Genomic DNA, 2,626 nt, shown 5'->3' on the forward strand with positions numbered 1-2,626 from the left:
CCCGATCCCGTCCCGATCTCGGAAGTTAAGTGCCGCCGCGGCAATGGTACTGCGTCTCAAGACGTGGGAGAGTAGCTCACCGCCAAACCTGAAAAGAAACACAACTCTCTCTCAACGATACAAAAAACCAGCGCGGGGTGGAGCAGCCAGGTAGCTCGTCAGGCTCATAACCTGAAGGTCACAGGTTCAAATCCTGTCCCCGCAACCACTGATAACGACAAACCCGTAGCATCCACTGCGGGTTTTGTTGTTTTTGCAGCATTTCCAATGGCTTGGCGTTCTGTCCAATTGAGGATCGTGCCCAACTCGCCGTGCAGTGTTGCGTAAATCTCGCCGCGTTCCGGCCCCGGTGTCAGCGAAATCTTCTCGATCAGGCCTCGCAATGTCTCCGCCGCTTCCTGTCGCTCTTCCTTCCGATTGAGCGCCTTGGTCAGGGCCGAAATCTTCTTCGCATAGATCGCCGAGGCGCTCGGCAGAATGTCCGGTGTGTCCTCTGGCGCGTCGGCCAGCAGGGTGCTCAGCTCGGTCTTGCGCGCCTCCAGCGTGTCCATCTCTGCTTTCATGCTCTCGTGGAACATCCCGGCCTTGATCGCTTCGATGATGCCGCGGATCTGCTTCTTGATCTTTACCAGTTCTGCTTTCCAGGCATCGCCGCTGGAGCGGCGTTCCCGGTTCAGCCGGTTGGTCTCCTCCGCATAGGCGCGCATCGCCTCCTCAACGATCTCCGGCGCCATCATCCTGTCCTTCAGGCCGGAGAGCACGCGGGCTTCCAGATCCTCACGCGGTATCGTGCGGCTATTTGAACAGGCGCCCTTGCTGATGTGGTTCGAGCAGGCAAACCGATCGGCGCCGCGAAGCGAGTAGGGGCCTCCGCAGCAGCCACAGAACACCAGGCCGGAAAGAAGGGACTTCGGCCGACGTGTGCCGTTCAGGCGGTTCTTTTTGTGGTGCTTGCGCACAGCCTCGGTGACGTTGGCAAACTTCTCGGCGATCTCGCCCTGCCGGACACGGACCGAATGCCAGAGTCCGTCATCGACAATACGCAGCTCTGGCACATCCTTGATGATCCATTCCGATTCCGGGTTCAGACGTGAGACGCGCTTTCCGGTCGATGGATCTTTGATGTAGCGAAGCCGGTTCCAGATCAAACGACCGATATAAAGTTCATTATTCACCAGCCCCGTGCCGCGCTTCACATGGCCGCGGATGGTGGTGTCGCTCCAGAGCTTGCCGGCCGGACCGCGGATACCTTCCTCGTTCAATGTGCGGGCGATTGTGCGCGGACCCACGCCGGCGGCGAACTCGCGGAAAATGCGCCGGACAACATTCGCTTCGGCTTCGTTGATCTCCCGGTCCCCGCGAATGGGATCGCCGCGCGCGTCAAGCTGCTTGACGACATTGTAGCCAAAGCACAGGCCGCCGCCTGACTTGCCGTCCTCCACGCGGCCACGGATGCCGCGATGCGTCTTTGCCGCGAGGTCTTTGAGAAATAGCGCGTTCATCGTGCCCTTGAGGCCGACATGCAACTCGCTGATCTCGCCCTCGGATAGCGTGACAATCGGAACGCCGGCGAACTTGAGGTGCTTGTAGAAGGTGGCGACGTCAGCCTGGTCACGACTGATACGATCCAGCGCCTCGGCCATCACGATGTCGAAATGTCCCGCCTGTGCATCCTGAAGGAGTGCCTGAATGCCGGGGCGCAGGATCATGCTCGCGCCTGAGATGCCAGCATCCTTGTAGGTTCCGACGATCTTCCACTTCTCGCGCTTCGCCTGCTCGCGGCAGATGCGCAGCTGGTCTTCAATCGACGCCTCGCGCTGATTGTCGGAGGAATATCGGGCATAGAGCGCAACGCGGGTCATATCGGCAGTCCTCTCAAGCTCCGTGTTCGGGGGAGGTATCTTAAATCCGTTCAGGTTCGGAGGCGGCTCCGACGGGCTTGTCCCTGCGCTGCGCCGCTGACAGTAGCTCGTCATATTGGGCGGCCGACATCAGCACAAACTCGCGTCGGCCATGTCGCGTGATCTCTACCGGCTCACGGTGAGACTCGTTCAGATACTGTCCGAACTTGCGCTGAAATTCGAGGGAGGTTGTGGTTGGCATCGCAGACTCCAGAAGAATAGGTCTGCCAATTTAATACGTAATATACGTATAAATGCAAGGGGATTTGCAGGTCAGCTACGCAGGTGGCGTTGTGCTTTGCGCTCCGCTGCCAGTTTACGCTCGAACTGCTCGCGGGCGATCTGGCGACCAATCAGGCGAGCCAGCAACATCAAGGCATCGTCTTTGGGTGCGGGATCATTCCGGTCCGTTTCTGGTCCGGTCGAGGGGGTAACCTTGATATTGATCCTGTTCCGCTTGACCGCCATCGTCTCCAATATCCCATGCCCGGAAAGGGACTGGGGCAATGGAAGCGCGGAATGTCATCGCAGGGGAAGGCCTCGGGCACCGCTGTGCGGTGAATAGGATGCCGTGGCGTAGAAAAGGGAAGGGTCGGTTTGCGCGTTTCGCATGATGGCGGGCACTGATTTCAGCTGATCGTGGGCAGCGATTTCACGGGAAGGCGGGCACCTGTTTCACGCGATCGCGGGCAGTGATTTCACGCGATCATGGGCAGGACTGGCCA

General features: G+C 59.3%; 4 protein-coding genes, 1 tRNA gene, 1 rRNA gene and 1 pseudogene. 3 read left to right on the forward strand and 4 right to left on the reverse strand.

Going from position 1 to position 2,626, the window contains the following annotated elements; translation table 11 throughout:
* Both rrf and PUT78_RS23300 read left to right on the forward strand, forming a co-directional pair.
* Window positions 1-88 (forward strand): 5S ribosomal RNA (rrf, locus tag PUT78_RS23295); the annotation flags it as partial.
* Between the two features lie 43 nt (window positions 89-131).
* A tRNA-Met gene (locus PUT78_RS23300) sits at window positions 132-208 on the forward strand.
* Here the strand turns inward: PUT78_RS23300 and PUT78_RS23305 are convergent.
* Entirely contained in the window at window positions 165-1,289 is a 1,125-nt protein-coding gene (locus tag PUT78_RS23305; RefSeq protein ID WP_337994721.1) for a recombinase family protein, read from the reverse strand. The two genes, PUT78_RS23300 and PUT78_RS23305, sit on opposite strands and share 44 nt — an antisense overlap.
* On the opposite strand from PUT78_RS23305, the gene PUT78_RS23755 reads away from it, so the two are divergent.
* On the forward strand, window positions 1,197-1,427 hold the full coding sequence (locus PUT78_RS23755; RefSeq protein ID WP_337994720.1) for a hypothetical protein: 231 nt from the start codon (window positions 1,197-1,199) through the stop codon (window positions 1,425-1,427). The two genes, PUT78_RS23305 and PUT78_RS23755, sit on opposite strands and share 93 nt — an antisense overlap.
* 12 nt (window positions 1,428-1,439) lie before the next feature.
* Here the strand turns inward: PUT78_RS23755 and PUT78_RS23760 are convergent.
* The 3 genes and pseudogenes from PUT78_RS23760 to PUT78_RS23315 form a co-directional block, all read right to left on the reverse strand.
* Window positions 1,440-1,976 (reverse strand): annotated as a pseudogene (locus PUT78_RS23760) (recombinase family protein); the annotation flags it as partial.
* A complete protein-coding gene (locus PUT78_RS23310) occupies window positions 1,903-2,103 on the reverse strand; it encodes a type II toxin-antitoxin system prevent-host-death family antitoxin (protein WP_274354607.1) in 201 nt (66 codons plus the stop codon). The gene PUT78_RS23310 and the pseudogene PUT78_RS23760, both read right to left, overlap by 74 nt.
* A 71-nt stretch (window positions 2,104-2,174) precedes the next feature.
* Window positions 2,175-2,369 carry a hypothetical protein gene (locus tag PUT78_RS23315; protein ID WP_274354608.1) on the reverse strand — a complete coding sequence of 65 codons (195 nt, stop codon included), beginning with the start codon at window positions 2,367-2,369 and terminating at the stop codon, window positions 2,175-2,177.
* Window positions 2,370-2,626 lie beyond the last annotated feature (257 nt).

It is taken from the genome of Roseinatronobacter alkalisoli, assembly GCF_028745735.1.
GTDB lineage: Bacteria > Pseudomonadota > Alphaproteobacteria > Rhodobacterales > Rhodobacteraceae > Roseinatronobacter > Roseinatronobacter alkalisoli.

What these genes read in the sequence shown, in the direction of transcription:
- PUT78_RS23755 (WP_337994720.1), top strand. Translation starts at nt 1,197, where the DNA reads ATGGCCGCGGATGGTGGTGTCGCTCCAGAGCTTGCCGGCCGGACCGCG.
- PUT78_RS23315 (WP_274354608.1), bottom strand. Translation starts at nt 2,369, where the DNA reads ATGGCGGTCAAGCGGAACAGGATCAATATCAAGGTTACCCCCTCGACC.
- PUT78_RS23310 (WP_274354607.1), bottom strand. Translation starts at nt 2,103, where the DNA reads ATGCCAACCACAACCTCCCTCGAATTTCAGCGCAAGTTCGGACAGTAT.